This window comes from Planktotalea sp., from assembly GCF_049680325.1.
GTDB lineage: Bacteria > Pseudomonadota > Alphaproteobacteria > Rhodobacterales > Rhodobacteraceae > Planktotalea.
This window is the reverse complement of the sequence record NZ_JBAUHO010000307.1, coordinates 1-4,781: the sequence shown is the minus strand read 5'-3', so window position 1 is coordinate 4,781 and position 4,781 is coordinate 1. Positions and strand designations below refer to the sequence as shown.

The following is a 4,781-nucleotide window of genomic DNA, read 5'->3' as shown; positions in this document are numbered from 1 at the left end:
ACCAAAGCCGTATCGCGCCCATCCCAAACTGTCCATACGGATGGTGCGTGCTTCTGAGGAACGTCCCGCCAAATCGAGAGCTTCTGCGCGTTGAAGCATCAAGGTTGATAGCAGGGCGGCGTTTTCATAACGCGCTGCGGTGTCCAGATGTGGCCCGATTTGCTTCAAAGCAGCTTCGCCATTTCCTTCCGCGATATAGAAGGAGGCAAGTTGCGATGCTGCATAAGCTGCGTGCAGACGGGTCGATGGGCTTTGTCCATAAAGGCGTGCGGCTATTGAGAAATGCTCACGCGATTTGTTCAGGTTTGAAGACATCTGCAAGCGGCCCATTGCATAGTGGCTAAAGGCACGGCGGTGATCTGACCAACCCATTGCGACAGCGATTTGCATCGCTTCATTCGCAGCGCTTAGACGTTCTTTCTGGTTGGCGCCCGGGCCAAGCGCGCGCTGGATCGCATTGATCCAAGTGCGCGGCGTGCGGGTTAGACGGCGCGGCGCATATTGGGCACCGCGTGGATTGATGCGCGTAAGAATACCGCCAATTCGGCTGGCAACTTCGCTTTTGCTCATACCGTTGCGCAGGGACGGATCATAATAGGCGCGCAGGATCAACATATCAAAGCCGGTCAGTACCGTATGTACGTTGTCGTCGTTAAAGACCGAATCGGGCAAACGGTAGAGGTCGTTCAGCGGGCCAAGCGCCTGTGCGAGCTCTTCATGCAGGCAATCGCGAACTTCTTGCGGGCTGGCGTCGTTGGGCAAGAATATGGACAGCGTCTTGCGTTCTTTCAAACCCGTCCAGTTAACCAAGGATGTGCGACGGGCCAAGCGATATTGCTGGATGCTAGAAACATTCGGCGCGACAAAGCAGGCGGCCTGCGGCAGGAGTTTACGAATTTCAGTGCGCGGCACAGCTTCGATTGTAATGTTTGCGCTTTCGCCTTGTTGTTGGCGAATGTCGATCCGGGCTTCTGTGCGTAAACGGTGCAGAAGGCGGTTCAGATCGCTACCAAGCCCGAATGATGGCTTGCCAGTCACGCGTACTGTAATGGGCCCTTCAAAGCGTGTGAGCGTTTGCAGGCTGCGGCCGCTTTCCAGATTGAAGCTTAGCTCAAGGAAGTCGCGGGCAATATCTGAATTGGCGCGAAGAGAAGGCGTCGGGCGCGGTGCGTTAAACACTTTGACAGCAGGCAAGCTATCACCGGCTGCAACTGTTTGCGCCCGCGAGGGCATATCCGCTGGCGTCGATGGCACACAGCCAGAGAGCGCAAGATAGAAAGGCAATAAAAATCGGCGCATCTAGGTTTTCAAACCCCGTCTTGTTCGCAGGTGCCTACGAATAGTGGGCGATCCTGCGATCGCCCGGTTGCAAAGGTCCCACGAAGGGGGCTCGTTTAACCAAAATGAAGGAGCGTGCGCAGACGTATTGCTTTGGCAAATTGCCAAAGTGCAGTCCGAACATTTGCTTGGGGCAATTGCCAACAAGACTTACTCCCTTTCACTCATTCAGGTGTGAACGGTATGACCCTTCACCCTGTCGGGTTTAAGAAAACAAAGTGGCAATAATAAGAAATCGCCTCGGGGACACTAACCCGATACAATTTTGAGGTGTTATAGGGGATTGTTCACGTTTGGGAAAATGTTGCGCACCTGCCACCTAGATATAGCGGAAGGTGCGCCTTGTAGGCACATGAAAGCACAAGTTTTTTTGTTAGAGGCGGGCTTAGCCGCGTCGCGCCATAAATGCCAAACGTTCAAACAGATGCACATCTTGTTCGTTTTTCAACAATGCACCATGCAATTTAGGCAGGGCATTTACGCCGTCCCGCTTAAGATCTTCTGGCGTCAGATCTTCTGCCAATAACAACTTGAGCCAATCGAGCACTTCTGACGTTGAAGGCTTTTTCTTGAGGCCTTGCTGTTCGCGTATTTCATAGAACTGGGACAGTGCTGTTGTGAGCAGGGATTCCTTGATGCCGGGGTGGTGCACTTCGACAATCTTGCGCATTGTTTCGGGATCTGGAAAGCGGATGTAGTGAAAGAAGCAGCGCCGCAAGAAGGCATCGGGCAGCTCTTTTTCGTTGTTCGATGTAATGATAACGATGGGACGGTTTTCCGCGCGAATAGTCTCGCCCGTTTCGTAGACATAGAACTCCATGCGATCGAGCTCTTGCAGCAAATCATTCGGGAATTCGATATCGGCCTTGTCGATTTCGTCGATCAGCAAAACGACCTTTTCGCCTGCTTCAAAGGCCTCCCAAAGTTTGCCTTTGCGGATGTAGTTGGCCACGTCGTGAACACGCTCTTCACCCAGTTGACTGTCACGAAGACGGCTTACCGCGTCGTATTCATATAGGCCTTGTTGCGCTTTTGTCGTGGATTTGATGTTCCACTCGATCATGCGCAGCCCCAAGCCGTTCGAAATTTGACGGGCCAGTTCTGTCTTGCCTGTCCCCGGCTCACCTTTCACCAAAAGAGGGCGCTCCAGGGTCACCGCCGCATTAACCGCAATGGTAAGATCGTCTGTCGCCACGTAGTCTTGGGTGCCGGTGAATTTCATTTGATTTCTCACAATTTGGTGCATCTTTTCTGCACCTTATCTGTAGACAAATATCGCCGCAACGTGAAGTTATTGCCTAGTGACAAGTCGCGCCTTGTGCGGTATGCCGCGCCCAGAGATACGCCAGATACCAGAGAAAGTGTTCATGGAAGATGGCTTTAAAGAGGGAGCGGACATGAAAGCTGAAACTTTTCTGCCCGAAGATTATAAGCCGGCTGAAGACGAGCCGTTTATGAACGAGCGCCAAACCGAGTATTTCCGAAAGCGGTTGAAAGATTGGCGTAAAGAGTTGCTCTCTGACGGGCGCGACACGATTGAAACGCTGCAAGACGGCACACGTAACATTCCTGATGTAACAGACCGTGCCAGCGAAGAGACCGATCGCGCGCTAGAGCTGCGCACACGTGATCGCCAGCGTAAACTGGTTGCCAAAATCGATGCGGCTTTGCGCCGAATTGACGAGGGCGAGTTCGGCTATTGCGACGTGACGGGGGAGCCTATTTCGCTTAAACGTCTTGATGCACGGCCAATCGCAACGATGAGCCTTGAAGCGCAAGAGCTTCATGAGCGCCGCGAAAAAGTGCACCGCGACGACTGATCGCAACTGCGGCACCAAGATAAACAACGCCGGGGCTTTCGCTTCGGCGTTTTTCTTTGCAGATGTGAGCGATGATAAAAGAAATGAATATTGGCATCGTCGGCGGCGGGATCGGTGGGTTGGCAATCGCAACAGCCTTGGCGCAACGTGGCGCGAAAGTGGTTGTCTATGAGCAGGCCGAAGCCATTAGCGAAGTTGGCGCAGGGCTTCAGATCAGCCCCAACGGCGTCTGTGTGTTGCGTGCCCTTGGACTGGAAGAGCCGCTTGCAAAGCGATCATTGCAAGGGCAGGCAGTTAGTCTGCGCCGCGCCGAGAGTGATAAGGAAGTGGCGCGCCTTGATCTGACCCAGCTTCAGCAGCACCAGCGCTATCACTTTGCGCACCGCGCGGATCTGATTGATATCCTTCTAAAGGGCGCAAGGGACGCAGGTGTTCAAATCCGATTGCTGCAACATGTGACATCAATTGAGCCGGGCAACCCTGCGACAATCCACTTTGAAACAGGGGCAAGCGTCGCCTGCGATCTGGTCATTGATGCGGGGGGGCTGCACAGCAAACTGCGAAGCGTTCTGAATGGCGATGATGCGGCCTTCTTTACAGGGCAGGTCGCTTGGCGCGCTTTGATCCCCAACGCGCAGGGGCGCAGCGGCGATGTTCAGGTTCATATGGCTGCGGGCTGTCACATTGTCAGCTATCCGCTGCGCGATGCGTCGATGCTAAATCTTGTCGCCGTGCAGGAACGAAGCCTGTGGGCCGAAGAAGGCTGGATGCAGCGCGATGATCCTGCCAATTTGTGCGCCGCGTTCGAGGGGGCTGCACCAGCGGTGCAAGACATGCTTGAACAAGTAGACGATGTTCACATCTGGGGCCTGTTTCGCCATCCCGTCGCGGAAAACTGGCACGGCGCGGGCTGTGCTTTGCTTGGTGATGCCGCGCATCCAACGCTACCATTTCTGGCGCAGGGCGCAAATATGGCGCTTGAAGATGCATGGGCGCTTTGCGCGGCGTTGCAATCGGATGCACCACTCACCGAGCGACTTGCCCGGTATCAAGCAAGTCGCAAATCAAGGGCGACGAAGGTCGTAAAAGCGGCCAATGCTAACGCCTGGAAATATCATCTGCCGCATGGCCCGGTGCGATTTGCGGCTCATAGCGTGCTTCAACTCGGCAGCCGCTTTGCGCCCCGAAAAATGCTTCATCAATTCGATTGGCTCTACAGCTATGACATCACGTCCGAGTCAGCCAAAAATTAGTGGTTCCGCCGAAGGCCTGCGCGGCCTATACTGCCCTCAATACGAAGCGCCGGAAAAGGCCGATGATAAGAGCAGCATCTCTCTCCATAGCCCTTCTAATAGGGGCGAGCGGCCAAGGCGCGGCGCAAGGCTTTTCAGCGCTTGCCCGGCTAGAGGCCGACGCGAGCCGTATCACCACAAAGGGCGGTGCTTACCAGCTTGATCTGGCCTTGTCACAAGGCGTGCCATACCGCGTTTATACCTTGGACAATCCCGCGCGGCTTGTCGTTGACTTTCGCGAAGTCGATTTTGCGGGAACAGACCCTAAGAAGCTGATTTCAGGTGGGAAAGCCAGTCAACTGCGGTTCGGCGCAGTCCGGCCCGGCTGGTC

General features: G+C 54.7%; 5 protein-coding genes. 3 read left to right on the top strand and 2 right to left on the bottom strand.

Going from position 1 to position 4,781, the window contains the following annotated elements; all coding sequences use genetic code 11:
• Together WBC85_RS13960 and WBC85_RS13955 are read right to left on the bottom strand one after the other, a co-directional pair.
• Positions 1-1,299, bottom strand: a 1,299-nt coding sequence (locus WBC85_RS13960; protein WP_424438418.1) for a DUF2927 domain-containing protein, incomplete at its 3' end; no start/stop codon positions are given.
• Between the two features lie 424 nt (positions 1,300-1,723).
• The gene (locus tag WBC85_RS13955; protein WP_424438415.1) at positions 1,724-2,560 is read right to left on the bottom strand and encodes an AAA family ATPase; all 837 of its coding nucleotides are present in this window, start codon (positions 2,558-2,560) and stop codon (positions 1,724-1,726) included.
• 175 nt (positions 2,561-2,735) lie between these two features.
• Between WBC85_RS13955 and dksA the strand changes: the two genes are divergently transcribed.
• The 3 genes from dksA to WBC85_RS13940 all read left to right on the top strand — a co-directional run.
• A complete protein-coding gene (gene dksA, locus WBC85_RS13950; RefSeq protein WP_424438412.1) occupies positions 2,736-3,158 on the top strand; it encodes an RNA polymerase-binding protein DksA in 423 nt (140 codons plus the stop codon).
• 83 nt (positions 3,159-3,241) lie between these two features.
• On the top strand, positions 3,242-4,411 hold the full coding sequence (locus tag WBC85_RS13945; RefSeq protein WP_424438409.1) for an FAD-dependent monooxygenase: 1,170 nt from the start codon (positions 3,242-3,244) through the stop codon (positions 4,409-4,411).
• Positions 4,412-4,473: 62 nt separating this feature from the next.
• Positions 4,474-4,781 (top strand): AMIN domain-containing protein (locus WBC85_RS13940; RefSeq protein ID WP_424438406.1); only part of this gene is annotated, 308 nt, incomplete at its 3' end.

What these genes read in the sequence shown, in the direction of transcription:
- WBC85_RS13955 (WP_424438415.1), bottom strand. Translation starts at nt 2,560, where the DNA reads ATGAAATTCACCGGCACCCAAGACTACGTGGCGACAGACGATCTTACC.
- dksA (WP_424438412.1), top strand. Translation starts at nt 2,736, where the DNA reads ATGAAAGCTGAAACTTTTCTGCCCGAAGATTATAAGCCGGCTGAAGAC.
- WBC85_RS13945 (WP_424438409.1), top strand. Translation starts at nt 3,242, where the DNA reads ATGAATATTGGCATCGTCGGCGGCGGGATCGGTGGGTTGGCAATCGCA.